The sequence below is a fragment of the Streptomyces pilosus genome, from assembly GCF_014649835.1.
In the GTDB taxonomy this organism is placed as follows: Bacteria; Actinomycetota; Actinomycetes; order Streptomycetales; family Streptomycetaceae; genus Streptomyces; species Streptomyces pilosus.
On record NZ_BMTU01000001.1, the window covers coordinates 602,771 to 627,268 of the forward strand.

Genomic DNA, 24,498 nt, shown 5'->3' on the forward strand with positions numbered 1-24,498 from the left:
CGTGGTGTCCGTGGAATCAGTGGAATGTCGGAAGGTGGCCGGTAATAGTACGTAGATCTCGATGTCGCCGGTTCCCACCGGGCATGAACTTCAGGTAACCCGACTGTGTCGGACCCAACCCCCCACGTTGTCGTGACCAGGACGGAGAGGGCAGGATGACCCACATGACGCACGCGATGCTGAAGGGGTCGAACGTCCCTCTCGAGGCCACCACCGTACGCGCCGTGCTGCGCTGGTCGCCCGGGCAGGGGGTACCGGACGTCGACGCCTCCGCGCTGCTCCTCGGCCTCGACGACCGTGTGCGCTCCGACGAGGACTTCGTCTTCTACAACCAGCCCCGGCACCCTTCCGGCAAGGTCTGGCGGCTCGGCAAGAAACGCGTCACCGAGGGCCTGACCGACACGATCCAGACAGATCTCGCCGGTGTCGAGCCCGGCGTCGGCCGGATTCTCCTCGTCGCCTCTGCGGACGGCGTCACCTTCGACCGCGTACAGGCGCTGCGCATCCTGCTGTACGACGCCCAGGCCACCGACGGCGACGCGCTGGCGTACTTCGACGTCAAGCCGGAGACCGGCCAGGAGACCGCGCTGATCTGCGGCGAGCTGTACCGGCGCGGGGACGGCTGGAAGTTCCGGGCACTCGGCGAGGGCTACTCGAACGGGCTGGAGGGCCTGGCGACCGACTTCGGCATCTCGGTGGAGGAGCCGGACCCCGCCGACGAGTCCGACGCCGACGCCGTCGCCCAGCAGCCGCCTCCGACCACGCAGATGCCCGACCGGACCGCCCCCGAGGCGCTGACCCGGCCGCAGGCGCCGCTCGTGCCGCCGGCTCCCGAGGTGTCCCGGCCGCTGCCGCCCGAGCGGCCGGCGGGCGTGCCCGCCCAGCCGGCCTACGGCTATCCGCCGCAACAGCCCGCTGCCACCCAGCCCGCCTACGGCTACCCCCAGCCGGCGAGCCCGCCCGCCTACGGCTACCCGCCCGCGCCCGCCACGGCAGCCGCCGGCGCGCAGGCCGGGTACGGCTTCCCGCCGCCGGCCCCCGCGTCCCCCGACCCGGACTTCCGGCTGCCCCCGCAGGGACCGCAGTTCATCGGCCGCTAGCGGCCCGCCGGTGGCCCGCCCGCACCCGCCGGGCGGGCCGGGTCACCGCTCGGCCTTGGTCTTGAAGCCCCTGCCCCACTGGAGCCCCCAGCCGTAGAGCCGGTCCAGCTCGCCCTGGAAGCCGTAGACGAACTTCACCTCGCGGCGGACGATCAGCTCGTTCTTCACGTTCTCGATCATCACCACCGCGCAGGACCGGGCCTGCGGGTGGCGTTCGTCGAGGTTGATCTCGATCCGCGGGCCGTTGCTCGGGTACAGCGTGACGACCGCCTGCGTGCGGTCGAAGGCGGGCGTCTGGTCGTAGATGTAGGCGAAGACCAGCAGGCGCTTGATGTGCTCGCGCTGGTCCAGGTTGACGTAGATGGTCTCGCCGGAGGCGGAGCCGAACCGGTCGTCGCCGCTGAGCTTGACGTACGGCGGCCCGTTGACGTCCCCGAGGAAGCCGCCGAGGGGCTGCACGACGCCCTTGGTGCCGTCCTGGAGCTCGTAGAGACAGCCCAGGTCCAGGTCGACGTTGACCATGGACTGGCTGTGGCCGATGACCTCGGGCGGCTTGAGCGCCTTGAAGGGGTGGCGCAGCAGGCTCTCCCGCTGCGGGCCGCCGAAGTCGGAGGTGCGCATCCGCCAGCTCAGGTTGATCCGCAGGTGCCCGGTGGCCGCGCCCTGCTTGGTCAGCGACACCTGGCCGTGCCGCTTGGTCAGCTCGATGGCGTTGGTGGCCGCGTTGCCCGAGTCGAAGGCGCTCTCGCGTCCGCGCCACAGTCCGTCCAGGAAACCCATTCCCGCCCCACATCCCCTTGTCCGACCCCCGCCGGCGGCCCGCCGGCACGCCCGTGTGCCGACGGCCGACGGGGCGGCCCCGAGGACTGGTCCTCGGTGGCCGCCCCGTCGAGAGCGTTCCTCACCCGGGAGGCTGTCACACCCCGGAGGAGACCTCAGTCTTCACGGCGTCCTTTCCCTCGGCCGCCGCGATCCGCTTGTTGCGGCGCACCGACGACCAGAAGGAGGCACCGATCAGCAGGACCCCGATGAGGCCCGTGATGATCTCGTGGATCTCGAACCGGATCGTGACGAGCAGGATCAGCGAGAGGGCGCCGATCGCGTAGTGCGCGCCGTGCTCCAGGTAGACGTAGTCGTCCAGGGTGCCCTGGCGGACCAGGTAGACCGTGAGCGAACGGACGTACATGGCGCCGATGCCCAGGCCGAGCGCCATCAGGACGATGTCGTTGGTGATGGCGAACGCGCCGATCACGCCGTCGAAGGAGAAGGACGCGTCCAGCACCTCGAGGTAGAGGAACATGAAGAACGCGGCCTTGCCGGCCAGGGCGACGGCGGAGCGGGGCTTGCCCTCCCGGGCCGCCTTCTCCTCCTCCTCGTGCTCGCGCTCCTCCTCTTCCTCGAGCTTGTCCTCGAAGAAGCCGGAGAGACCGCCCACGATCATGTAGGTGATCAGACCGGCGATACCGGAGAGGAGGACCGTACTGGCCTTGTCGACGTGGGCGCCGCCGTGCTGATGGGCCTGGGTCGCGAAGGTCACGGCGGAGATCAGCAGGATGATCAGGGCGATGCAGACCGACAGCATGTCGATCTTGCCGAGCTTGGCCAGCGGACGCTCCAGCCAGCCGAGCCACTTGATGTCCCGGTCCTCGAAGATGAAGTCCAGGAAGATCATCAACAGGAACATGCCACCGAACGCGGCGATCGCCGGGTGGGCGTCGGTGACGAGCTCCTGGTAACGGTCCTTGTCGCTGAGCGCGAGGTCGACGGCCTCGATGGGACCGAGCTGGGCGCTGACGGCGACGATGACGACGGGGAAGACCAGTCGCATACCGAAGACGGCGATCAGGATGCCGATGGTGAGGAAGATCTTCTGCCAGAAGGCATTCATCTTCTTCAGGATCCCGGCGTTGACCACCGCGTTGTCGAAGGACAGCGAAATCTCGAGGATCGAGAGGATCGCCACGATGCCGAAGGCGGTCCACCCCCCGAAGAGGAACGCTGCGACCAGGCCGAGCGCGGTGACCGCGAACGACCAGCCGAAGGTTTTCAGAACCACTGGCTACCCCAGGTGTGTGTACGGGTCCCCCCGTTGCCGTATCCGGCTTTACGAAACGTTGACTCCGAAGTCTAGAGCGATGCCCCGAAGTCCCGACGCGTACCCCTGCCCCACTGCACGGAACTTCCACTCGCCCTGGTAGCGGTAGAGCTCACCGAAGATCATCGCGGTTTCGGTGGAGGCGTCCTCACTCAGGTCGTAGCGGGCCAGTTCCTGTCCGTCGGCCTGGTTCACCACGCGGATGAAGGCGTTGCTGACCTGGCCGAACGTCTGACCGCGCTCGTCCGCCATGTGGATGGAGACGGGGAAGACGATCTTGTCGCACCGGACCGGCACCCTGGAGAGGTCGACCAGCAGCGACTCGTCGTCGCCGTCGCCCTCACCGGTGAGGTTGTCACCGGTGTGCTCCACCGAGCCGTCCGGGCTCGTGAGCTGGTTGTAGAAGATGAACCACTCGTCCCCCATGACCCGGCCGTCGCTGCAGATCAGCGCGCTGGCGTCGAGGTCGAAGTCGGCTCCCGTGGTGGAACGCGCGTCCCAGCCCAGTCCGATCATCACCTGGGTGAGGTTCGGCGCGGCCTTGGACAGGGAGACGTTCCCTCCCTTGGCAAGCGTGACGCCCATGATGATGCTCCCCCTCCGGTTGGTGTTTCTCACGGTGGTCCTGCACCTCCGGCGCCGCACGTAAACCGTGCGGCGCCGGGTGGTGCGGCCGCGCGGGCGGCCGCGGCCGGGCGTGACCGCCCGCGGATGTGTCAGACGTTCACACCGAAGTCCTGCGCGATGCCGCGCAGGCCCGAGGCGTAGCCCTGGCCGATGGCGCGGAACTTCCACTCCGCGCCGTGCCGGTACAGCTCGCCGAAGACCATGGCGGTCTCCGTGGAGGCGTCCTCCGAGAGGTCGTACCGGGCGATCTCGGCGCCGCCGGCCTGGTTGACGACGCGGATGAAGGCGTTGCGGACCTGGCCGAAGGACTGCTGGCGGTTCTCGGCGTCGTAGATCGACACCGGGAAGACGATCTTCTCGATCTCCGCCGGGACGCCGGCCAGGTTGACCTTGATCTGCTCGTCGTCGCCCTCGCCCTCACCGGTGAGGTTGTCACCGGTGTGCTCGACGGAGCCGTCCGGGCTCTTGAGGTTGTTGAAGAAGACGAAGTTGGCGTCGCTGCCGACCTTGCCCGAGTTGTTCAGCAGCAGGGCGCTGGCGTCCAGGTCGAAGTCGGTGCCGGTCGTCGTACGGACGTCCCACCCCAGTCCGATGATGACCGCGGTCAGGCCCGGCGCCTCCTTGCTCAGCGATACGTTGCCGCCCTTGCTGAGGCTGACTCCCACGAGTCCTCCCTTGGTGTCCAGGGGCGGGGTGCCCCGTCGTGCGTCGGATGTCGGATCAACGAGTCGATCCTAGTGAGGGGTTCCCCGGGTCCGCAGGCCCGGGAACGAACCGTCAGAGGGTGTCGAGCGCCTTCACGCAGTCGTTCAGGTCGCGGGCGTCCGGCAGGGCGTTGACGACGCTCCAGCGCACGACGCCCTCCTTGTCGATGATGAAGGTCCCGCGCACCGCGCACCCCTTGTCCTCGTCGAAGACGCCGTAGGCGCGCGAGACGTCGCCGTGCGGCCAGAAGTCGCTGAGCAGCGGGTACTCCAGACCCTCCTGCTCGCCGAAGACGCGCAGGGTGTGGATGGAGTCGTTGGAGACGGCGAGCACCTGGGTGTCGCGGTCGGCGAAGCGCGGCAGGTTGTCGCGGACCTCGCACAGCTCGCCGGTGCACACGCCGGTGAAGGCGAACGGGTAGAAGAGCACCACCACGTTCTTCCGCCCCCGGAAGTCGGACAGCCGCACGGTCGCCCCGTGGTTGTCCCTGAGCTCGAATGCGGGGGCCTTGTCGCCGACCTGGATCGCCATCGTCGTGATCATCCCTTCGGGGTGGTTCGCTCCGTCCACCCTACGCAGGACGTACGACAGGCCGACGGACGGGCCGCCGCGTGACGCGGGCGGCCCGTCCGGGGTGTCTCACCGCTTCGACTTGGCGGCCTTCGGCGTCGCCAGCCGGCTGCCGCTCCAGTCCTTGCCGACGCTGACGCTCTTCGACGCCGTCAGGCCCGCCGTGGTGGCGGCCTCCGAGATGTCGCTCGGCTCGACGTAGCCCGAACGGCCGGTCTTCGGCGTGAGGAGCAGGATCGCGCCGCCCTCTTCGATGTACGTGGTGGCATCCACCAGCGCATCCGTCAGGTCGCCGTCGTCGTCGCGGAACCACAACACAACGGCGTCGGCCACGTCGTCGTAGTCCTCATCGACAAGGTCGCTCTCGATGACGCCCTCGATGGCCTCGCGGAGCTCCTGGTCGACGTCGTCGTCGTAGCCGATCTCCTGGACCACCTGCCCGGGCTGGAACCCCAGCCTGGCGGCAGGGTTCGTCCGCTCCTCCGCGTGGTCCGCGGTCGCGCTCACGGGTTGCCTCCTGATCATGTCTTGGGAATAACTCAGCCACGCGCGTGCGCGAAGCATTGGCCGTAGTCCACACGGGCGGGACGGATCGCGCAAGTACCCGGCCGTACAGACCGCCGAAACGGTGACGATCCTGGCGGGTCACCGCAACCTCAGGCACACCATCATGGCCCGCTGTGACGCGCACCACACCCATGTGCCCCGTTTGGCCCTTTGGGAACCGTCTCTATGTGCGAAGACTCGATTGGACGAGCCCCCTACACACCGTACTGGCCGAGACCGCGGATTACCTCCCGGTAGAGATGACGCCGACGGCCCCGAGGTGGACCATGGGAGCGGCGCACACCGGGCCGCAGCAGCGACACGGCGGTCCTTTCACGGCCCTCTGACAGGTAAGGAACAGCGTGGCTTCCGCATCCGATCGCAACCCGATCATCATTGGCGGCCTTCCGAGTCAGGTTCCTGACTTCGATCCCGAGGAAACACAGGAGTGGCTCGACTCCCTGGACGCCGCCGTCGACGAGCGCGGCCGGGAGCGGGCCCGCTACCTCATGCTGCGGCTGATCGAGCGCGCCCGCGCCAAGCGCGTGGCCGTCCCCGAGATGCGCAGTACGGACTACGTCAACACGATCCCCACCCGGGCCGAGCCGTTCTTCCCGGGCAACGAGGAGATCGAGCGCAAGATCCTCAACGCGACCCGCTGGAACGCCGCCGTGATGGTCTCCCGCGCGCAGCGGCCGGGCATCGGGGTCGGCGGCCACATCGCCACCTTCGCGTCCTCCGCGTCGCTGTACGACGTGGGGTTCAACCACTTCTTCCGCGGCAAGGACGAGGGGGACGGCGGCGACCAGGTCTTCTTCCAGGGCCACGCCTCGCCCGGCATCTACGCCCGCGCGTACCTGCTGGACCGGCTGAGCGAGCAGCACCTGGACGGCTTCCGGCAGGAGAAGTCGAGGGCGCCGTACGCGCTGTCCTCGTACCCGCACCCGCGGCTGATGCCGGACTTCTGGGAGTTCCCGACCGTGTCGATGGGGCTCGGCCCGATCGGCGCGATCTACCAGGCGCGGATGAACCGCTACATGCACGCGCGCGGGATCGCGGACACCTCGAAGTCGCACGTGTGGGCGTTCCTCGGCGACGGCGAGATGGACGAGCCGGAGTCGCTGGGCCAGCTGACCATCGCCGCGCGCGAGGGGCTGGACAACCTCACCTTCGTCGTCAACTGCAACCTCCAGCGGCTCGACGGCCCGGTGCGCGGCAACGGCAAGATCATCCAGGAGCTGGAGTCGGTCTTCCGGGGCGCCGGCTGGAACGTGATCAAGCTGGTCTGGGACCGCACCTGGGACCCGCTGCTCGCCCAGGACCGCGACGGAGTGCTGGTCAACCGGATGAACACCACGCCGGACGGCCAGTACCAGACGTACGCCACCGAATCGGGCGCGTACATCCGCGACCACTTCTTCGGTGACGACCACCGGCTGCGCGCGATGGTCGAGCACATGACCGACGACCAGATCCTGCACCTCGGCCGCGGCGGCCACGACCACCGCAAGATCTACGCCGCGTACAAGGCGGCCCAGGAGCACAAGGGCCAGCCGACGGTGATCCTCGCGAAGACGGTCAAGGGCTGGACCCTGGGCCCGAACTTCGAGGGCCGCAACGCCACCCACCAGATGAAGAAGCTGACGGTCGACGACCTCAAGCACTTCCGGGACCGGCTGCACCTGCCGATCGCCGACAAGGACCTCGAGTCCGGTCTGCCGCCCTACTACCACCCGGGGCCGGACACGGAGGAGATGCAGTACATGCACGACCGCCGCAAGGCGCTCGGCGGGTACGTGCCGACGCGCGTGGTGCGGTCCAGGCCGCTCACGCTGCCCGGGGACACGACGTACGCAACCGTGAAGAAGGGGTCCGGTCAGCAGTCCATCGCGACGACCATGGCCTTCGTCCGGTTGCTGAAGGACCTGATGCGGGACAAGGAGATCGGCAGGCGGTTCGTGCTGATCGCGCCGGACGAGTACCGCACGTTCGGCATGGACTCTTTCTTCCCGAGCGCGAAGATCTACAACCCGCTCGGCCAGCAGTACGAGTCCGTGGACCGGGAGCTGCTGCTCGCCTACAAGGAGGCGCCGAACGGGCAGATGCTGCACGACGGCATCTCCGAGGCGGGCTGCACGGCCTCGCTGATCGCCGCGGGCTCGGCGTACGCCACGCACGGCGAGCCGCTCATCCCGGTGTACGTCTTCTACTCGATGTTCGGTTTCCAGCGCACCGGCGACCAGTTCTGGCAGATGGCCGACCAGCTGGCGCGCGGATTCGTGCTGGGCGCGACCGCGGGACGCACGACGCTGACCGGTGAGGGGCTCCAGCACGCGGACGGCCACTCGCAGCTGCTGGCGTCCACCAACCCGGCGTGCGTCGCGTACGACCCGGCGTTCGGCTACGAGATCGCGCACATCGTGCAGGACGGCCTGCGCCGGATGTACGGCTCGGACGAGCGGCACCCGCACGGCGAGGACGTCTTCTACTACCTGACCGTCTACAACGAGCCGATCCAGCACCCGGCCGAACCGGAGAACGTGGACGCCGAGGGCATCGTCAAGGGCCTGTACCGCTTCAGCGAGGGCACGTCGGGTTCCCTGCCGGTGCAGATCCTGGCGTCCGGGGTGGCGGTGCCGTGGGCGGTCGAGGCGCAGAAGATCCTCGCCGAGGAGTGGGACGTCAGGGCGGACGTCTGGTCGGCGACCTCCTGGAACGAGCTGCGGCGCGAGGCGGTGGACTGCGAGCGGCACAACCTGCTCCACCCGGAGGAGGAGCAGCGGACCCCCTACGTGACGCGCAAGCTGGCGTCGGCGGCGGGGCCGGTGGTGGCGGTGTCCGACTGGATGCGGTCGGTGCCGGACCAGATCGCGCGCTGGGTGCCGGGGACGTACCAGTCACTGGGCGCGGACGGTTTCGGCTTCGCGGACACGCGCGGGGCGGCCCGGCGGTTCTTCCACATCGACGCCCAGTCGATCGTGGTGGCGGTGCTGACGGAACTGGCCCGCGAGGGCCACCTCGACCGGTCGGTGCTCAAGCAGGCGATCGACCGGTACCAGCTGCTGGACGTGGCCGCGGCGGACCCGGGCGTGGCGGGCGGCGACGCGTAGCGCCCCGGCGGGGCGCACAGGACGAAGGGCTCCCGGCACGGTGCCGGGAGCCCTTCGCCGTGTTCGGTTCCGGGTCAGAACATGCCGTAGCCCGAACCACCCGTCACACCGGCCAGATAGATGACGGCCAGCAGCGTGTCGATGGCACCCAGGACCACGGCGACCAGGGCCGGCACCGAGCGGGACCCCGCCCAGCTGCGGCCCATGGCCAGCCATCCGCAGACGATCGCCGCCGGGCCGAGGACGATCCCCAGCACGAAGAATCCGGCGACCGCGCAGACGAGTCCGATGATCCCGAGCGTCGCGCGATCCGGCCCGGACCGTGACCCCGTCCGGCCACGTGTGCGGGGGTGCCTGCGCGTACCGTGTCCGAAGCTCGCCATCATCAACTCCCTTATGGGTTCGTTGACATGGCGGGTACCCCCGCATCCGCGGTGAATTCACCCCGTCCGCGCGGCGGGCGGGCCGCCGTCCGCGCGCTGCCCCCCTCCGGCAGCGCGCCAGGGCGTCGTCCTCCCCTGCCCTGCGGAGGACTTGACCCACTGTGACCTGCGGTGCCCTCCCGGCGGGAGGGATCACCGCGTCGGTTCACCCTGACGAGCGAACCGGGTCACGAAACGGCCCGTCAGACGTGTCCGACTCCCGCGCCGGCCTCCGCGTTCTCACCGCGCTTGGTGAGGAACGCGACGAAGACGGCCACCACGGCGACACCGGCGGCGGTGAGGGAGGCCAGGGCCATGCCCGACATGAAGGTGTCGTGGGAGACCTCGGTGATCTTCTGGACGACCTCCGGCGGCATGTCCGGGGACACCGGTGCGATGCCGAACTGGACGGCCTCCGCGGTCGCGTCGACCTGGTCCCCGCCGAGCGGCGGAAGACCGGCCTCCGTCCAGTTGCCGGGGAGGTCGCTGTCGACCTTGGAGGCCATCACGGCTCCCAGCACGGCCGTACCGAGGCTGCCGCCGATCTGCATGGCGGCCTGCTGGAGACCACCGGCCACACCGGACAGCTCCAGCGGGGCGTTGCCCACGATGACCTCGGTGGCACCGACCATGACGGGGGCCAGGCCCAGGCCGAGCAGGGCGAACCAGAGCGACATCACACCGCTGCCGGTGTCCGTCTCCAGCGTCGACATGCCGTACATGGACACCGCGGTCAGGATCATGCCGCCGGCCAGCGGGATGCGCGGACCGACCTTGGTGATCATCACACCGGCGAGCGGCGAACCGACGATCATCGAGCCGGTGAGCGGCAGCAGGTGCAGGCCCGCGTCGACGGGGCTCATCCCGTGCACGTTCTGCAGGTAGAAGGTGACGAAGAACAGACCGCCCATGAAGGCGATGGCCATCAGCACCATCAGGACCACACCCGCGGACAGCGGGACGGAACGGAACAGCGCCAGCGGGATCAGCGGCTCGCGCACCTGCGACTGCCAGACCGCGAAGGCCACGAAGAGACCGACGGCGACGGAGATGAACGTCCAGGTCCAGGTGCCGCCCCAGCCCCACTCGGGCGCCTTGATCAGGGCCCAGACGAGGCAGAACATCGCGGCGGACAGCAGGAGTATGCCGAGGACGTCGAAGGAGCGCGGTGCGTTCACGGCACGGTGGTCGAGCAGGATCCACGCGCCGAGCGCGACGGCGAGGACGCCGACCGGCACGTTGATGAAGAAGACCGACTCCCAGCTGACGTGCTCGACGAGGACGCCGCCAAGGATGGGGCCGCCCGCGGTGGAGGCACCGATGACCATGCCCCAGATGCCGATGGCCATGTTGAGCTTCTCGGCCGGGAAGGTGGCCCGCAGCAGGCCGAGCGCGGCCGGCATCAGCAGCGCGCCGAAGAGTCCCTGGAAGACACGGAAGGTGATGACCATCGTGATGCCCTCGGACAGCCCGATGGCAGCCGAGGAGGCGGCGAAGCCGGCCACACCAATGAGGAAGGTCTGCCGGTGGCCGAACCGGTCACCCAGCTTGCCCGCGGTGATCAGGGAGACCGCGAGCGCGAGGAAGTAGGCGTTGGTGATCCACTGCAGATCGGACCAGCTGGCTCCGAGGTCCGCGGCGATGGCCGGGTTCGCGATGGCCACGATGGTGCCGTCCAGGGCCACCATCATGACCCCCACGGCGACGGTCACGAGGGTGAACCAGGGGTGCCCGCGCAGCCCCTTGCCCGGGGTCGCGCCCGACGGGGCGGACGGAGGCCCGTCCCCCGCTCCCGCCTTGTCGATGGTGGTCTGACTAGTCATACGAGGAAGCTAATGTCAGCGACTGACAGTTGACAAACCAATTCATCGGACGGTCACTGACGCGAAATCTCCGCATAGCCTGAGCTGGAGGAACAGTTCGAGGAGGCGCCATGGAGACGGCCGGGACCGCCGTGGGTGCGCCGGCGCGGCCGGGTCTGCGGGAGCGCAGGAAACAGCGCACCAGGGACGCGCTGGTCCGGGCGGCGCTGGAGCTGATCGCCACGCGCGGGTACGAGCGGACGACCGTCGACGACATCGTCGCGGCCGTCGACGTCTCGCAGCGCACCTTCTTCCGCTACTTCGCCGGCAAGGAGGAGGTGGCGTTCTTCGTCACCCGGCTCGCCGAGTCGCGCGTCCTGGAGGCGGTACGCGCACGGCCGCCGCACGAGACGCCGCTGGAGGCGCTGCGCCGGGCCGTGCTGGACAGCTGGGACGGCATCAACGAGGCCGTGGAACGGCTGGTCCCGCTGGACCTGCACATGCGCGTCTACCGGGTCATCGAGTCGACACCCGCCCTGCTCGCCGCCCATCTGCGGCGCGCGACGGAGCTGGAGGAGGAGCTGGCGCGCGTCGTCGCCGAGCGCGAGGGGCTGGACGTGGACGCCGACCCCCGGCCGCGGATCCTGGTGGCCGCGTTCGGCGGAGTGGTCCGGGTGGCCGAGCGGCGCTGGTCCGCCGGGGAGGACCACAGCACCGAGGCCATGCGGGACCTGATGACGACCTGCCTGGACCAGGTGGGTCCGGCACTCGCGGGCAACTGGCGTACGGGACCATCCCCGAACCGGGCCAACGAAACGTGATACCCGTCACTTGGTTCACGCGAGACACTCCCGTTCTCCTAGTGTGTCCTTTCAGTGACTTCCTTCGACACCTCCCCGCAATCGAACGTCTGGCGCGCGCTGCTCGCGCTCGCCGTCGTCTTCGTGATGCTGGCGACCACCGGCTGGACGGCGTCGCGCCACCAGCGCCACCCCGCTCCGCTCCAGGCGTCGCTCGCCGCGTGGGAGAAGGGCCGCATCGCGGGTCACCGGCTGCCCGACCCGGACGCGGGACCGGCGCGGCTGACCCGGTTCTTCGCCTCCCTCACCGGAGACCAGCGGACGTACCTCGCCCACCGCTACCCGCTGGCGGTCGGCAACATGAACGGCGCGCCGGTCGAGCTGCGCTACCGCGCCAACCGCATCGCGCTCGGCGAGGCCCGCGACGTCGAGCTCGGCCGCGTGCACGACAGCCGTCTCACGGCGTCCGGCCAGCGGCACGCCGCGCGCCGGCTGGACCGCTTCGAGGCACTGATGCACCCCGGCCGGCGCGTCCTCGCCTTCGACCCGTCGGGCTCCGGCCGGGTCGCCGAGGTGTTCGGCGACCTGCCCGGGGCCGAGCGGGTCTCGGTCGTCGTGCCCGGCGCCGACACCGACCTGCTCACCTTCCAGCGCACCGACCGCCGGTACTCGGCACCGGTCGGCATGGCGAAGTCGCTGTACGCGGCGGAGCGCGCCGCCGACCCCGAGGCCCGCACCGCCGTGATCGCCTGGGCCGACTACACCGCCCCCAGCGGACTCGGCATGGACGCGGCCATGGCGATGCGCGCCGAGGACGGCGCCCAGCGGCTGGACGCGATGGTGCGGGGACTGCCCGGGAAGGCGCCGGTCTCGCTGTTCTGCCACAGCTACGGCTCCGTGGTGTGCGGGATCGCCGCACGCTCCCTGCCGGAGCGGGTGGCGGACATCGCGGTGGCCGGCAGCCCCGGCATGCGGGTGGAGAAGGCCTCCGAGCTGCGCACCGGCGCCCGGGTGTGGGCGATGCGGGACGCCGACGACTGGATCCAGGACGTGCCGTACCTGGAGCTCGGCGGCCTGGGGCACGGGGCCGATCCGGTCGCCGCCGGTTTCGGGGCGCGGGTGCTGTCGGCCCGGGAGGCGAAGGGCCACGCCGGGTACTTCGTGCCGGGGACGGACAGTGTGCGGAACTTCGCCGAGATCGGTGTTGGCGCATACCGCGCGGTGTCCTGTGCGCACGGGGGCGACGCCTGCCGCGCGGGTTTGTCCGGTACGACACCTATCGGACGCGCGTAGAAGCGGAGATACTGCGGTATGCGTGGGGAGGGGACGGAGAAGCTCGTGCCGCATACGATGAGCCGCATGGGTGACGTACTGGCTGGATTTCATGCCGCCTGGGAGTTCGAGTCCGACTCCGTGCTCATCCGTTACGAGCGGGGGATCCGGACTCCGAAGCTGTTCCAGGCACTCGGGGAGCGGCGGGTGCCGCTGGAGGCGATCGAGGGCGTCACCCTCATACCCGGCAGGCGCGGCACGGTCGTGCTCCGTGCCGAGCTGCGGCCGGGGGCGGACCCGCTCCTGGAGGCGGCCGCCGGGCAGTTGAAGGAGAGCAGCGACCCCTACCGGCTGGTGCTGCCCGCCGAGCGCGAGACGCTGGCCGAGTACTACGCCGACGAACTGCGCGCGCGGCTCACCGAGTCGGGACCCGCCGAACGCCACCTGGTGGCCGCGCCCGAGGTGCCGCTGCGGTTCAAGGCGTACGACGGGAAGGCGAGCTTCGACGGTAAGGCGGTGTCCTTCCGCTGGTTCTGGACGGGCGCGTCGTCGGCCAAGTGGAAGGCCGGGGACCAGCGGTTCCCGATCGATGAGCTGAGCGGGGTGGAGTGGCGCTCGCCGGAGGTCTTCGAGGGGCACCTGCGGTTGCTGCGGCGGGACGCGGGGACCGGGCAGGCGGGACAGGCCGACCAGGATCCGGCGGCGGTGGTGTTCGGGCTGGGGTACGGGCCGGTACACGAGTCGCTGCCGTTCGCGGGAGCGGTGCTGGCGGCGGTCCGGGCGTGCGCGCCGGTGCCCGTGCCTGCGGCGCCCGCGCGGCGTGATCCGGCGGACATCGCCGAGCGGATCCGCCACCTGGGGGAACTGCACCAGGCCGGGCTGGTGACCGACGAGGAGTTCTCCGCCAAGAAGGCGGAGCTGTTGTCGGAGCTCTAGCGTGGTCGGAGCTCCAGCGTGGTCCGGAGCTGGCTCCAGCGTCGGCGGAGCTCCAGCGTCCGCCGCCGGGCGGCCGGCCGTCGGACGGCCGCCCGTCGGGTTCACTCCCGTCCGGCGGACGTGAACGTCATGTCGGCGTAGCGGGTGCCGGCCACCTGAGCGGCGATCGGGTCCAGGAGGGCCAGGTCCTCCTCGGTGAGGGTGATGCGGGTCGCCGCGGTGTTCTCCTCCACGCGGGCCGGCCTGCGGGTGCCCGGGATCGGCACGACCGGGAGGCCGTGGACGGCGGCCCGTCGGTGCACCCAGGCCAGGGCGATCTGGCCCGGGGTGGCGCCGTGGGCCCCGGCCACCGTGCGGACCGGCTCCAGCAGGGCCGCGTTGGCCGCCGCGTTGGCGCCCGTGAAGCGGGGCATCCGGCGGCGGAAGTCACCGGCGGTGAGGTCCTGGTCGGCGTCGGCGAAGGAGCCGGCGAGGAAGCCGCGGCCCAGCGGGGAGTAGGGGACCAGAGTCACACCCAGCTCACGCGCGGCCGGTACGACCCCGGCCTCGATGTCCCGGCTGAACAGCGACCACTCGGACTGGACGGCCGCGATCGGGTGGACGGTGTGCGCGGTGCGCAGCTCGTCCGCGGTGACCTCGCTGAGGCCGAGCTGCCCGACCTTGCCCTCGCGCACCAGCTCGGCCATGACGCCGACGGTCTCCTCGATCGGCACGTTCACATCGCGCCGGTGCATGTAGTAGAGGTCGATCACGTCGACGTCCAGGCGCTTCAGGCTGGCCTCGACGGCCTGCCGGATGTAGGGCCCGTCGTTGCGGATGATCCGCCGGTCCGGCTCGTCCGGCGGGATCGACAGGGCGAACTTGCTGGCGACGACCACCTCGTCGCGGTGCGCCCTGAGGAACGGGGCGAGGAAGCGCTCGTTGTCGCCGTCGCCGTACGCGTCGGCGGTGTCGTACAGCGTGACGCCGAGCTCCAGGGCCCGTTCGAGGGTGGCCCGGGAGGTGTCCGCGTCCGCCGGACCGTAGGCGAAGCTCATGCCCATGCAGCCGAGGCCCTGCACCCCCACCGCGGGGCCGCCGGCGCCCAGCGCCGCCGTCGCGATCCGGTTGTCCGTCATCGTGTCCTCTCCGACGCCAGGGCCCGCCCCGCGTCCGCGTAGAAGCTGATCTTCCGGTCGAGTACGGCGAGGGTGCCCTGGAGCTCGGCGATCCGGGACAGGACGTCCTCGCGGGTCCGCTCCAGCAGCTCGAAGCGCTCGGTGTAGGTGTGGTCGCCCGAGCGGACCAGTTCCGCGTACCGCACCATGTCCGCGACCGGCATACCGGTCAGGCGGAGCTTGCCGACGAGGGCGAGCCAGTCGAGGTCGCGGTTGCTGTAGCGCCGCTGACCGGTGTGCGAGCGGTCGATGTGCGGCATGAGTCCGATGCGCTCGTACCAGCGCAGGGTGTGCGCGGTCAGCCCGGTGAGGGCGACGACCTCGCTGATCGTGTACCTGTCCTCGCCGTCCGGCCTGCGGTCCCCCTGCGGCGGTCCGGCGCAGCTGTCGGCGCCCGCCCCTGTCGTCTCCGTCCCCGTCACCGTCATGTCCCCCACGCTAGAACGCTGGAGTGCACTCCAGGCAAGCGGCACGGGCCGGAAACGGACGGAGGGGCCCCTTGCCGGAGCGGGAGCGCCGAGCGCTTAGGCTCGACGGCATGTCGCTGAAGAGCCTCGCGCTGATCGAGAACTGGCCGGTTCCCACCGCCGCGGCGGGTGTCGTACGGGCGGACGGCACCGTCCCGGGCACCCACGGGCCGGCCGGCCACCGCTTCCCGCTGGCCTCGGTCACCAAGCCGCTCGCCGCGTACGCCGTGCTGGTGGCGTACGAGGAGGGCGCGATCGAGCTGGACGAGGCGGCGGGCCCGGACGGCTCGACCGTGCGGCACCTGCTCGCGCACACCTCCGGGCTGGCCTTCGACGAGCACCGGGTGACCTCGGCGCCCGGTGAGCGGCGGCTGTACTCCAACGCCGGGTTCGAGCAGCTGGGAGAGCACGTCGCCAAGGCGACGGACATCCCGTTCGCCGAGTACCTGCGGCAGGCGGTGCTGGAGCCGCTGGGCATGACGGCGACCTCGCTGGAGGGGTCCCCGGCGAAGGACGGCGTCTCCACGGTCGACGACCTGCTGCGGTTCGCCGCCGAGGTGCAGGCGCCACGCCTGCTTGACCCGCGCACGGTGGCGGCGGCGATGACCGTGCAGTACCCGGGGACCAAGGGCGTCCTGCCGGGCTACGGCCACCAGAACCCCAACGACTGGGGGCTCGGCTTCGAGATCCGGGACGGCAAGTCGCCGCACTGGACGGGCGCCTCCTCGTCACCGCGCACCTTCGGGCACTTCGGCCAGTCGGGCACGTTCCTGTGGATCGACCCGGACGCGGGCGCGGCGTGCGTCGCGCTGGCCGACCGGGCCTTCGGGCCGTGGGCGTCCGAGGCGTGGCCGCCGTTCACCGACGCGGTGCTGGCGGAGCTGCGCGGCTGACCACGGCCCGCGGCCGGCCCGCCCGGCGTGAAGTCCCCGTGAAAACCCTGTGGATTCGATGTCGGTGGGGCGCCCTATGATGCGCCGGACGATCACGGGGACCAGGGGAGGGCGCGACATGTTCGGCAAGGTGTTCGGCAGGACCGGGGACAGACCGGAGGCGGATCCGTACGCCCTCCCGGCGCCGCGCAGGAAAAGCGGGGTGTACGCCCTGCGCGCGCTCGGGGACACGCGGGTGCTGGCGGCCGTGGAGGCCGCGGACGCGGGTGACTGGGGAGCGGTCAGGACGGCCCTGGCCCCCTTCGACCTGGGCCGTGACCATCAGGTCCTCGGTCAGCTGGCCGTCCTGGACGGGGTGCAGGAGTGGATCGGCCGCGCCGTCGAGGAGGACGAGGAGCACCGGGCCCTGGCCCTGCTGATATCCGGGGCGCGGCACATCAACTGGGGCTGGGAGGCCCGGACCAGCGCGCGTGCCGTGGACGTCACCCGCGAGCAGTGGCAGATCTTCCACGAGCGGCTCCGCGTCGCCGAGCAGCAGTTGTTCGAGGCCGCCGAGCTGCGCCCGGACTGGATCACGCCGTGGCGCCACCTGCTCACCTCCGCGCGCGGCATGTCGCTCGGCCGCCCGGTCGCGGAGACCCGGCGCGACGCCGCGCTGCGGCGCGACCCGCTCGACCTGGAGGTTCACCTCGAATGGCTGTCCCAGCTCCAGCCCCGCTGGGGCGGTGAGGCGGGGGAAGCCCTGGAGTTCGCCCGGGCGGCGTTCGCCGCCGCACCCGACGGCCACCGGCTCGGCTGTGTCGTCGCCATGGCGTACGTCGAGGAGTGGGTGGAGTCCGACGACAGCGCCTGCCTTCAGCAGCCCGGGATCCGGACGGAGTTGAGGCAGGCGGCGGAGCGCAGCATCCTGCACCCCGCCTACGGGCGCCGCCTGGGCTGGCAGGGCGACTACAACATGTTCGCCATGGCCCTCTCCCTGGCCGGGAGCAGTACGGCCTCGAACGTGTTCCGCGAACTGGAGGGCGTGTACACCGAGTGGCCGTGGACGTTCATGTCCGAGCCGCGGAAGGCGTACACGCGCTTCCGCAAGGCCTTCTGAGCCCCGGCTCCCCCCTCTTCCCCCGCCCGTCGCATGCCTTCACACCCGGACCGCCGATGACCCTGCCCGAGAACACCGCCGACCGCACCTTCCAGGTGGATCTGCGCGGCCTCGTCGACCTCCTCTCCCACCACCTCTACTCCAGCCCCCGCGTCTACCTGCGTGAACTCCTGCAGAACGCGGTGGACGCGCTGACCGCCCGGCACACCCTCGAACCCGCCGCCCCCGCCGGGTCGTTCGGCATCCGTCTGTACGCCGACGGGACCGTCGTCCGCGTCGAGGACGACGGTGTCGGCCTCACCGAGGCCGATGTGCACACCTTCCTCGCCACGATCGGCCGCAGCAGCAAGCGCGCCGAGAAGATCGCCGAACAACGCGGCGACTTCATCGGCCAGTTCGGCATCGGCCTGCTGTCCTGCTTCCTCGTCGCCGACGAGATCCACGTGCTGAGCCGCTCCGCCCGCACGCCCGACGCGCCCGCCGTGGAGTGGCGGGGGCGCGGCGACGGCAGCTACACCGTCCGCAGCCTGCCCGCCTCGGCCCGCCCCCGGCCCGGCACCACCGTCACGCTGACCCCGCGCGCCGACGCGGGCGAGTGGACCCGGCCGGCGCGGGTGCAGGCCCTGGCACGGCACTTCGGTTCGCTGCTGCGCCACCCGGTGACCTTCTCCGACGGCACCGGCGGCGGCGCGGACACCCCGGTCAACCCGGAGGCGGCGCCCTGGGAGCGTACGTACCCGACGCCCGGTGCCCGCTCCCGCGCGCTGGCCGCGTACGGCGAGGAGGTCTTCGGGTTCGCGCCGCTGGACACCGTGGAGCTGGACCTGCCGGCCGTCGGCCTGAAGGGCATCGCGTGCGTGCTGCCCGAGGCGGTGCCCGCCGGGCGGCGGCACGGCCACCGGGTGCACGTCAAGGGCATGCTGCTGTCCGAGCAGGCCGAGGAGATCCTGCCCGAGTGGGCGTTCTTCGTGCGCTGCGTGGTCGACGCGGAGAGCCTGCGGCCCACGGCGTCCCGCGAGTCGCTCTACGAGGACGACACCCTCGCCGCCGTCCGTGACGCGCTCGCCGAGCGGCTGCGCGCGTGGATCGCCCGGGCCGCCGCCAGCGACCCCGAGCTGCTCGGCCGTTTCCTCCAGGTCCACCACCTGGCCGTGAAGTCGCTCGCGGTGCACGACGACGAGATCCTGCGGATGCTGCTGCCGTGGCTGCCGTTCGAGACCACCGACGGGCACTGCACCCTCGACGAGTTCGCGCGCACCCACCGCACCGTGCTGGTCACCTCGAGTGTGGAGGAGTTCCGCCAGGTCGCGGCGATCGCCTCGGCCGCCGGGCTCGGCGTCGTCAACGGCGGCTACACCTACGACCACCGGCTGGTGCACCGGCTGCCGGAGATCCGGCCCGAGGTGGCCGTCGCCGACCTGGACCCGGCGACCCTCACCGCCCACCTCGACCCCGTCGACCGGGAGACGGAGCTGGCCGCCGCGGCCTACCTCGCGCTGGCCCGCGACGCCCTCGCCGTGTTCGACTGCGACGTCGCGCTGCGCACCTTCCAGCCCGCCTCCGCGCCCGCGCTCCTGGTGGACAGCCGGGAGGCCCGGCACGAGCGCACCCGCTCGCAGCTCGCCCGGGAACAGGAGGGCGGCATCTGGGGCGACATCCTGGGCGCCCTGCGCCAGGAGGCACCGCGCGCCCAGCTCATCCTCAACCAGCTCAACCCGCTGGTGCGCACCGCCGTCGCCATCGACGAGCCCGAGCTGGCCCGCACCAGCGCCGAGGCGCTCTACGGGCAGGCCGCGCTGCTGTCCCGGCGTCCGCTCCGGCCCGCCGAGTCGAGCCTGATCAACCGCTCCTTCCTCGACCTTCTCGCCCACGCCCTCCGCAAGGACAGCTGACGATGCCGACGACCGCACCCCAGACGACCGACGAGCTGTACCAGGCACTCCAGGCGAACGACGAGCGCCCCTACGGCCGCACCCGCACCGTCACCGCCGAGGAACTCGTCGAAGCGGCTGAGCAGTTCGGCGAGCCGGTGCCGCTCATCCACGCCCTCCTCGAACTCCAGGAGGCCTACACCTACGGCTCGGAACCGCGGAAGTCGCCGGTCGTCTTCGCCCGGCTGCTCACCCTGTTCGACGAGCAGCCCGACGCCTTCGACGCACGGCTGCGGCACATGCTGTTCTGGCGGTTCAAGTGGGTCGCCAACGCCCTGCGCGCGCTGCCCGAGATACCGCTGGCCGGCCTGCACCAGTGGCTGACGGAGATGCGCGACCGGTACGAGAAGGCGGGCCTGGAACTCCAGCCCTACTACGGGCAGGCCTACCAGCTCGCCGCCCACGTGGGCGAGGACACCGCCCTGGCCTACGAGTTGTGGGCGGGCCGCACGCGCACCCGGCTCAGCGACTGCGAGGCCTGCGAGATCTGCGAGCGTGCCCTGTACCACCTGGCGGCGGGCGACGACGAACGCGCGCTGCGCGCCTGGGAGCCGGTGCTGGCGGGGAAGGAGTCCTGCCAGGAGGAGCCGGCCCGCTCGATCTCGTACGCGCTGCTGCCGGTACTGCGGGCGGGGCGGACCGACGAGGCGCGGGCGCTGCACCTCGCCGGGTACCGCGCGTGCCGCCGCAACCCCTCGATGGCCGGGGAGGTCGGACGGCACCTGGAGTTCTGCGCGCTGACCGGCAACGAGGCGCGCGGTCTGGAACTGCTCGCCGAGAACCGGACCCTGTTCGACGAGGTCGAGTCGCCGCGCGAACTGCTGGACTTCCTCACCGGTACCGAGGTCCTGCTGGGGCGGGTGGAGGGGCTCGGTCACGGTGAGCTGCCCGCCGCCGGCTTCTCGGGCCGCGCCTGGACGGTGGCCGCGCTGCGCGCCGAGGTGCGGGAGCGCGCCGACGACCTCGCCGCCCGCTTCGACGCCCGCAACGGCACCACCGCGCACGCCCGCCGCCGGCGAGCCCGCCTGGACCGTGCCCCGCTGCTGGACGCCCTGGAGCTGACCCTGCGCGCCCGCGGCCTGGACGACGTGGTCCCGGCCGCGGCGGGCTCCGTGCCCGCGCCGGCGGCCACCGCCGTCCTGCCCGAGTCGCTGCCCGAACTCGTCGCGCGCGCACGGGAGCTGGACGAGCAGGGCCACCCGGGTGCGCGGGCCTGCTGGGCGCGGCTGCGCACGCTCGTCGCCGCCCGCGGCTACGTCCACCCCGACGACCCGGCCGTGGGCCCGGTCGTACGGCTGCGCGCGGACCTGCTGGAGGAGGAGGCGAGCCGGGCGGGCGAGCGGGAGGAGTACGCCGACGCCGTGTCCCTGCACGAGGAGGCCGCGGGCCTGTACGACGACGCCGGTCTCCCGGGCCACGCGGCCCTGGCCCGCGCCGGTGCCCTGCTGGCCGCCGCCGGGCTGCCCGGGGAGGCGCCCGGGGACGGGGCGCAGGACGGCCCCGTGGCGGATGCCGGCCGGGACGGCGGGGCGAGGGTGGCGGCGCTGACCGCCGCTCACGCCGCCCTGGTCCGGTTGCAGGAGGAGACGTCCGGGCTCGCCCCGTACCAGGAGGCGCGCCTGCTGCGGGCGCGGGCGACCGCGCTCGGGCTGCGTCTGCAGGAGTCGCGCAGCGAGGAACACGTCGCCGCCGTCTTCGCCGAGGTGGACCTGCTGGACGCCTTCGCCACCCGGCACGGCGTCGCCGGGCAGGCGGCCGGAGCCCGGCTGCTGCGGGCCACCACCCACGCCCTGGCCGGCGACCTGCCCGCCGCGCTCGCCGGTACCGGCGAGCTCCTGGAGCGGCTGAAGACGCACGGACCGGCCTGGCACCTGCCCCGCGTCCTCGCCCTGCGCGGGCGGATCCAGCTCGGTCTCGGGGACGCCCAGGCGGCGTACGCGGAGCTGAGCGAGGGCCTGCGGGTGGCCGCCGAGTGGCCGGACGACCCCTTCGACGCCGACCGCCTGCACTCCGACCTGGCGGAGGCGTGCATGCACCTGGGCCGCCCCGAGGAGGCGCTGCGGCACCTGACGCGCGCGGCGGAGCTGCAACTGCGCGACGGCGACCGGATCGACGCGTACTGCACCTACGACAGCGCCGCCCGGCTCAGCCTCGACCTGGGCCGCGTCGAGGACTGCATCGCCCTGCTGGACTCCCTGCTCGCCGAGCCGGACGTCACCGCAGGGGAGGTGGACGACCGGCTCGTCGCCCAGCTCCGCCTGACCCGCGCCCGCGCGCTGCGTGCCGGGGAGGACGTGAAGGCCGCCACGGCGGAGCTCATCGCCCTCGCGGCCGAGTCGGCCGGCTGGGACGACGACCCGGGCAGCCATGCCATGATCGCCGCCGAGACGGCCGTGCTGCTCGGTGAGTCCGGTGAGTTCGACCGGGCCCGCGCGGCCGTGGACCAGGCCCTCGCCGCGCACGCCCGCGATCCGCGCTTCGAGCACCTGAGCAACGCGCTGCGCGAACTGGCCCGTCTCCAGGCCCAGCAGCAGGGGCCCGAGGGCCTGTCCGCGGCCCGCGCCTTCCTCGACGACGCCGGCCGGATCGCCGACGAGGCCCGCACCGCCGGGTACGAGGCGCACGGCCGCCCGCTGGACGCCGCCCTGGCCTACGAGCACGGCAGGGTCAATGCGTACGGCGGGGCGTACGAGGAGGCGCTGGCCGCGCTGGAGAAGGCCCTCGGTCTGCTCGGCGACCCGGGCGCGGACCCGGACCTGGCCGGGGAGTGGGCCGAGTCCGTACGGCTCGCGGGCGTGGTGGAGGGCATCTACCTGGAACGCACCGCCCCCGCGCTCACCCGCCTCGACGCGGCGGTGACCCGTCTGACCGGGCTCGGCCGCACCGAGGAGGCGGAGTCGCTGACCGCCCTGGCGGACCGGCTCCGCGAGGAGGACTGAAGCGGTGTCCGGTGCCGGGGTGAGGACCCCGGCACCGGACACTCCGCGTGACGGGACGGTCGCCGGTGCCGCAGATGGGGCCACGCGCCACGGACCGGTGCGAAGGGGACGTGACGTGCGCCGACGCGGTTCGCCGCGACGACTGTGACGGTGATCTCGTTTACCCAGCGTATCTGTACCGGTTGATGACCTTGTGTCATTTCGCCCGTGTGGCACGGACGTTACGGCCCCTCCGAACCCCTTGTGCAATCCGCGTAGACCGTTCAATCTTTCGGCTGGCGACAGGGAAACGCGATCACGGCCACAGCGTCCGTGTTTGGCATGTACCTGACTAACGCCTGTGCCGGTGACCCGGTACGGGCGTTCGCTCCGTGCGCCTCCCCAAGGGCGCGCATCCCCCACACTCCCCACCTGTCGAGGAGGAACCCTCAGATGGCAGTGAAGCGAAACGCCAAGCGCAGATCGATCGTCGGCGTCGGCTCCGTCGCCGCGGCCGCTCTCACCGGCGGTCTGCTCAGCGCCCTGCCCGCGCACGCCGCCGAGCCCGCGGTCGGGGCGATCGCCCACGCGGACGCGCCGAACGCGGTCCAGGACAGCTACATCGTCACCCTGAAGTCCGGCACCGACGCCGCCTCCACCCAGGGCAAGGGCGTCGCCAGGAAGCACGGCGCCGAGGTCGAGCACACCTTCCGCGAGGCCCTCAACGGCTACACCGTCGAGGCCAGCGAGGCCGAGGCCGCCCGGCTGGCCGCCGACCCGTCGGTCGCCCTGGTCGAGCAGAACCGCACCTTCACCACGCAGGCGACGCAGACCAACCCGCCGTCCTGGGGCCTGGACCGCATCGACCAGACCGCGCTGCCGCTCAGCGGCTCGTACACGTACGACGACACGGCCGGTCAGGGCGTCACCGCGTACATCATCGACACCGGTGTGCGCATCTCCCACAGCGACTTCGGCGGCCGCGCCCGCAACGGCTACGACGCCGTAGACGGCGACAACGTCTCCCAGGACGGCAACGGCCACGGCACCCACGTCGCCGGCACGGTGGCGGGCAGCGCCCACGGCGTCGCCAAGAAGGCGTCCATCGTCGGCGTCCGCGTCCTCGACAACAACGGCTCAGGCACCACCGCCGGCGTCATCGAGGGCGTCGACTGGGTCGCCGACAACGCGGTCCTCCCCGCCGTAGCCAACATGTCGCTCGGCGGCGGCGCCAGCACCAGCCTGGACACCGCGGTGCGCAACGCCATCGCCGCCGGCGTCACCTTCGCCGTCGCCGCGGGCAACGAGTCCACCACGGCCACCGGTTCGCCGGCCCGCGTGTCCGAGGCGATCACCGTCGGTGCCACCACCAGCACCGACGCCCGCGCCAGTTACTCGAACTACGGCTCGAACCTGGACATCTTCGCCCCGGGCTCGTCCATCACCTCCGCCTGGCACACCGGCGACAGCGCCACCAACACCATCTCCGGCACCTCGATGGCCACCCCGCACGTGGCGGGCGCCGCCGCGCTGTACCTGGCGGACAACCGGTCGGCCACCCCCGCCCAGGTCGCCTCCGCGCTGATCAACAGCTCCGTCCCCGGCGCCGTCACCGGCCCGGGCACCGGCTCCCCCAACCGCCTGCTGTACACCGGCGGCAACGGCGGCACCACCCCGCCGCCCGGCAAGACCTTCACCAACTCCACGGACCACACGATCAGCGACCGGACGACCGTCGAGTCCCCCATCACGGTCACCGGCGTCTCCGGCAACGCCCCGTCGGCCCTCCAGGTCCCGGTGAACATCGTCCACACCTACATAGGTGACCTGACGGTCCAGCTGGTCGCCCCCGACGGCTCGCTCTACACCCTCAAGGCGTCCGGCACCGGCGGCTCCGCGGACAACATCAACACCACCTACACCGTGAACGCCTCCTCGGAGGTGGCCAACGGCACGTGGAAGCTCCGCGTCACCGACGGCTACGCCGGCGACACCGGCTACATCAACAGCTGGGGACTGACCTTCTGACGCCCCGGTCGCCCTCCGCA

General features: G+C 71.6%; 20 protein-coding genes. 10 read left to right on the plus strand and 10 right to left on the minus strand.

Annotation, left to right across the window (positions count from 1 at the left end; all coding sequences use genetic code 11):
- Nucleotides 1-164: 164 nt before the first annotated feature.
- Nucleotides 165-1,100 carry a TerD family protein gene (locus IE118_RS02790; RefSeq protein WP_189556059.1) on the plus strand — a complete coding sequence of 312 codons (936 nt, stop codon included), beginning with the start codon at nt 165-167 and terminating at the stop codon, nt 1,098-1,100.
- 42 nt (nt 1,101-1,142) lie between these two features.
- Here the strand turns inward: IE118_RS02790 and IE118_RS02795 are convergent, their stop codons facing one another.
- The 6 genes from IE118_RS02795 to IE118_RS02820 all read right to left on the minus strand — a co-directional run bounded on the left by IE118_RS02795 (nt 1,143) and on the right by IE118_RS02820 (nt 5,604).
- Nucleotides 1,143-1,880 carry a TerD family protein gene (locus tag IE118_RS02795; RefSeq protein WP_189555603.1) on the minus strand — a complete coding sequence of 246 codons (738 nt, stop codon included), beginning with the start codon at nt 1,878-1,880 and terminating at the stop codon, nt 1,143-1,145.
- Between the two features lie 136 nt (nt 1,881-2,016).
- A complete protein-coding gene (locus IE118_RS02800; RefSeq protein WP_189555604.1) occupies nt 2,017-3,156 on the minus strand; it encodes a DUF475 domain-containing protein in 1,140 nt (379 codons plus the stop codon).
- A gap of 48 nt (nt 3,157-3,204) precedes the next feature.
- Entirely contained in the window at nt 3,205-3,780 is a 576-nt protein-coding gene (locus tag IE118_RS02805) for a TerD family protein (protein ID WP_189555605.1), read from the minus strand.
- Between the two features lie 131 nt (nt 3,781-3,911).
- Nucleotides 3,912-4,487 (minus strand): TerD family protein, encoded by a 576-nt coding sequence (locus IE118_RS02810; protein WP_189555606.1) that lies wholly within the window; start codon nt 4,485-4,487, stop codon nt 3,912-3,914.
- 112 nt (nt 4,488-4,599) lie between these two features.
- A complete protein-coding gene (locus IE118_RS02815; protein ID WP_189555607.1) occupies nt 4,600-5,058 on the minus strand; it encodes a peroxiredoxin in 459 nt (152 codons plus the stop codon).
- 108 nt (nt 5,059-5,166) lie between these two features.
- Nucleotides 5,167-5,604 (minus strand): DUF3052 domain-containing protein, encoded by a 438-nt coding sequence (locus tag IE118_RS02820; protein ID WP_167530103.1) that lies wholly within the window; start codon nt 5,602-5,604, stop codon nt 5,167-5,169.
- A gap of 401 nt (nt 5,605-6,005) precedes the next feature.
- On the opposite strand from IE118_RS02820, the gene aceE reads away from it, so the two are divergent.
- Nucleotides 6,006-8,753 (plus strand): pyruvate dehydrogenase (acetyl-transferring), homodimeric type, encoded by a 2,748-nt coding sequence (gene aceE, locus IE118_RS02825; protein WP_189555608.1) that lies wholly within the window; start codon nt 6,006-6,008, stop codon nt 8,751-8,753.
- Between the two features lie 74 nt (nt 8,754-8,827).
- On the opposite strand, the gene IE118_RS02830 is transcribed toward aceE, so the two are convergent.
- Together IE118_RS02830 and IE118_RS02835 are read right to left on the minus strand one after the other, a co-directional pair.
- Nucleotides 8,828-9,139 (minus strand): small hydrophobic protein, encoded by a 312-nt coding sequence (locus tag IE118_RS02830; RefSeq protein ID WP_189555609.1) that lies wholly within the window; start codon nt 9,137-9,139, stop codon nt 8,828-8,830.
- Between the two features lie 239 nt (nt 9,140-9,378).
- Nucleotides 9,379-10,998: an MFS transporter gene (locus IE118_RS02835; protein WP_189555610.1), complete on the minus strand. Its 1,620-nt coding sequence runs from the start codon at nt 10,996-10,998 to the stop codon at nt 9,379-9,381.
- Between the two features lie 110 nt (nt 10,999-11,108).
- Between IE118_RS02835 and IE118_RS02840 the strand changes: the two genes are divergently transcribed.
- From IE118_RS02840 to IE118_RS02850, 3 genes are all read left to right on the plus strand, one after another.
- Nucleotides 11,109-11,798: a TetR family transcriptional regulator gene (locus IE118_RS02840; RefSeq protein WP_189555611.1), complete on the plus strand. Its 690-nt coding sequence runs from the start codon at nt 11,109-11,111 to the stop codon at nt 11,796-11,798.
- Between the two features lie 54 nt (nt 11,799-11,852).
- Nucleotides 11,853-13,070 carry an alpha/beta hydrolase gene (locus IE118_RS02845; protein WP_189555612.1) on the plus strand — a complete coding sequence of 406 codons (1,218 nt, stop codon included), beginning with the start codon at nt 11,853-11,855 and terminating at the stop codon, nt 13,068-13,070.
- Nucleotides 13,071-13,136: 66 nt separating this feature from the next.
- Complete coding sequence (locus IE118_RS02850) at nt 13,137-13,985, plus strand: DUF4429 domain-containing protein (protein WP_189555613.1); 849 nt, start codon at nt 13,137-13,139, stop codon at nt 13,983-13,985.
- A 101-nt stretch (nt 13,986-14,086) separates the two neighbouring features.
- Here the strand turns inward: IE118_RS02850 and IE118_RS02855 are convergent, their stop codons facing one another.
- Nucleotides 14,087-15,103 (minus strand): aldo/keto reductase, encoded by a 1,017-nt coding sequence (locus IE118_RS02855; protein ID WP_189555614.1) that lies wholly within the window; start codon nt 15,101-15,103, stop codon nt 14,087-14,089.
- Nucleotides 15,100-15,564: a MerR family transcriptional regulator gene (locus IE118_RS02860; protein ID WP_434100242.1), complete on the minus strand. Its 465-nt coding sequence runs from the start codon at nt 15,562-15,564 to the stop codon at nt 15,100-15,102. Before IE118_RS02860 ends, IE118_RS02855 begins: the two co-directional genes overlap by 4 nt.
- A gap of 116 nt (nt 15,565-15,680) precedes the next feature.
- Between IE118_RS02860 and IE118_RS02865 the strand changes: the two genes are divergently transcribed.
- From IE118_RS02865 to IE118_RS02885, 5 genes are all read left to right on the plus strand, one after another.
- Nucleotides 15,681-16,502, plus strand: a complete 822-nt coding sequence (locus tag IE118_RS02865; protein WP_189555616.1) for a serine hydrolase domain-containing protein — start codon at nt 15,681-15,683, stop codon at nt 16,500-16,502.
- Between the two features lie 118 nt (nt 16,503-16,620).
- Entirely contained in the window at nt 16,621-17,601 is a 981-nt protein-coding gene (locus tag IE118_RS02870) for a hypothetical protein (protein ID WP_189555617.1), read from the plus strand.
- 56 nt (nt 17,602-17,657) lie between these two features.
- On the plus strand, nt 17,658-19,493 hold the full coding sequence (locus tag IE118_RS02875) for an HSP90 family protein (protein WP_189555618.1): 1,836 nt from the start codon (nt 17,658-17,660) through the stop codon (nt 19,491-19,493).
- 2 nt (nt 19,494-19,495) lie between these two features.
- On the plus strand, nt 19,496-22,471 hold the full coding sequence (locus IE118_RS02880) for a hypothetical protein (protein WP_189555619.1): 2,976 nt from the start codon (nt 19,496-19,498) through the stop codon (nt 22,469-22,471).
- 432 nt (nt 22,472-22,903) lie between these two features.
- A complete protein-coding gene (locus tag IE118_RS02885) occupies nt 22,904-24,478 on the plus strand; it encodes a S8 family peptidase (protein WP_189555620.1) in 1,575 nt (524 codons plus the stop codon).
- Nucleotides 24,479-24,498 lie beyond the last annotated feature (20 nt).

Bases quoted from the DNA above. Each gene is read 5' to 3' on its own strand.
- IE118_RS02790 (WP_189556059.1), top strand. From the start codon at position 165: ATGACGCACGCGATGCTGAAGGGGTCGAACGTCCCTCTCGAGGCCACC.
- IE118_RS02795 (WP_189555603.1), bottom strand. From the start codon at position 1,880: ATGGGTTTCCTGGACGGACTGTGGCGCGGACGCGAGAGCGCCTTCGAC.
- IE118_RS02805 (WP_189555605.1), bottom strand. From the start codon at position 3,780: ATGGGCGTCACGCTTGCCAAGGGAGGGAACGTCTCCCTGTCCAAGGCC.
- IE118_RS02815 (WP_189555607.1), bottom strand. From the start codon at position 5,058: ATGGCGATCCAGGTCGGCGACAAGGCCCCCGCATTCGAGCTCAGGGAC.
- IE118_RS02830 (WP_189555609.1), bottom strand. From the start codon at position 9,139: ATGATGGCGAGCTTCGGACACGGTACGCGCAGGCACCCCCGCACACGT.
- IE118_RS02835 (WP_189555610.1), bottom strand. From the start codon at position 10,998: ATGACTAGTCAGACCACCATCGACAAGGCGGGAGCGGGGGACGGGCCT.
- IE118_RS02840 (WP_189555611.1), top strand. From the start codon at position 11,109: ATGGAGACGGCCGGGACCGCCGTGGGTGCGCCGGCGCGGCCGGGTCTG.
- IE118_RS02850 (WP_189555613.1), top strand. From the start codon at position 13,137: ATGGGTGACGTACTGGCTGGATTTCATGCCGCCTGGGAGTTCGAGTCC.
- IE118_RS02855 (WP_189555614.1), bottom strand. From the start codon at position 15,103: ATGACGGACAACCGGATCGCGACGGCGGCGCTGGGCGCCGGCGGCCCC.
- IE118_RS02865 (WP_189555616.1), top strand. From the start codon at position 15,681: ATGTCGCTGAAGAGCCTCGCGCTGATCGAGAACTGGCCGGTTCCCACC.
- IE118_RS02870 (WP_189555617.1), top strand. From the start codon at position 16,621: ATGTTCGGCAAGGTGTTCGGCAGGACCGGGGACAGACCGGAGGCGGAT.
- IE118_RS02875 (WP_189555618.1), top strand. From the start codon at position 17,658: ATGACCCTGCCCGAGAACACCGCCGACCGCACCTTCCAGGTGGATCTG.
- IE118_RS02880 (WP_189555619.1), top strand. From the start codon at position 19,496: ATGCCGACGACCGCACCCCAGACGACCGACGAGCTGTACCAGGCACTC.
- IE118_RS02885 (WP_189555620.1), top strand. From the start codon at position 22,904: ATGGCAGTGAAGCGAAACGCCAAGCGCAGATCGATCGTCGGCGTCGGC.